General features: G+C 49.9%; 1 protein-coding gene and 1 pseudogene. Both read right to left on the bottom strand.

The window, feature by feature from the left end:
* Window positions 1-83 precede the first annotated feature (83 nt).
* On the bottom strand, window positions 84-902 hold the full coding sequence (locus tag KTN04_RS16580) for a zincin-like metallopeptidase domain-containing protein (protein ID WP_217336333.1): 819 nt from the start codon (window positions 900-902) through the stop codon (window positions 84-86).
* A pseudogene (locus KTN04_RS16585) lies at window positions 902-1,057 on the bottom strand (IS256 family transposase); the annotation flags it as partial. The gene KTN04_RS16580 and the pseudogene KTN04_RS16585, both read right to left, overlap by 1 nt.

Here is a 1,057-nt window from a genome sequence, read left to right on the forward strand (position 1 = left end):
CGTATCACCTTCTGTTGATTGAGATCTTGGTCGTGATCAATCAACAGGATACGCCATCCTTCTATCTCCCCATACACCAGAAATCACCATAGCTCTTCTGGCCTGTCTGACAGGCATTCTGCGAATATTGCCACGAAAAGCTCAATGGGTTCGATTATGGATTCTTTTGCGGGACCTATTAGCTCTTCGTCTACGTCATAAGGCAAGTCTGATGCGGTGTTGCCACCGGCAGAAGCATCAATGTTGTTTGTTGTAAGTCCAGCTTTCCTGCACAGCCAGTCCACCGCAGTCTGTGCCTGGCCCATAGCCTGATAAAAATAGGATTCGTCTTCCTCAAGTGCAGAAATCCAGGAGCTGACATACTCTGCGTGGTCTTGGCGTGGCTCAGGGAGCTTGTGGAAACGGGTATTCATAATGGCCGCACCCAACTCCGCCACCAGCTCTTCAAACGCATAACTCGCTACCGGATCAGCACTGAAATTATGACGGTTGCAGCGTTCAGGTTTTTGAGTCCAGTGAATCAACTCGTGCAGCAGGGTGGCGTAAAAGTTTTCACCGGCAGTGGCATGTGCGCTGGGCATAAAACTTTGTCGAGGAGGCATATGAATGGTGTCGCTGGCTGGGCTGTAAAAGGCACGATCACCCTCATATCTGATGATTGCACCTGATGCATGCACAACCTGCTCGGCCAGTTCGTTCAGATTTACGGCGTGTGAACGTACGTCAGGTTGTTCAAACAGATCTGGGTGGCCGAAATCGACGCCATTGACATCATCGTAATTGAATACTGTGTAATGCCGAAAAGAGTGTTTTACGGAGTAGGTACCGCCTCGAAGAGGTTGTTGGAACGTAACGGGCAGGATGACTTTGACGGAGTTATTGTCAAATCTGGTGTACGGCATCAGGCCGCGTTCCTGTCTGATTGATCCTGTACTTGTTCGCCGTCCTTGAACTTCACATTATTGACCACGAGGGTCAGCAGATTAAATCCCTTGATCCGCTTCCAGTTCTTCTGTGCTGATTCCAGCAGCTTGTAGACCATCGCCAGCGTGGTCTC

The sequence above is a fragment of the Marinobacterium weihaiense genome (assembly GCF_019061305.1).
Classification (GTDB): domain Bacteria; phylum Pseudomonadota; class Gammaproteobacteria; order Pseudomonadales; family Balneatricaceae; genus Marinobacterium; species Marinobacterium weihaiense.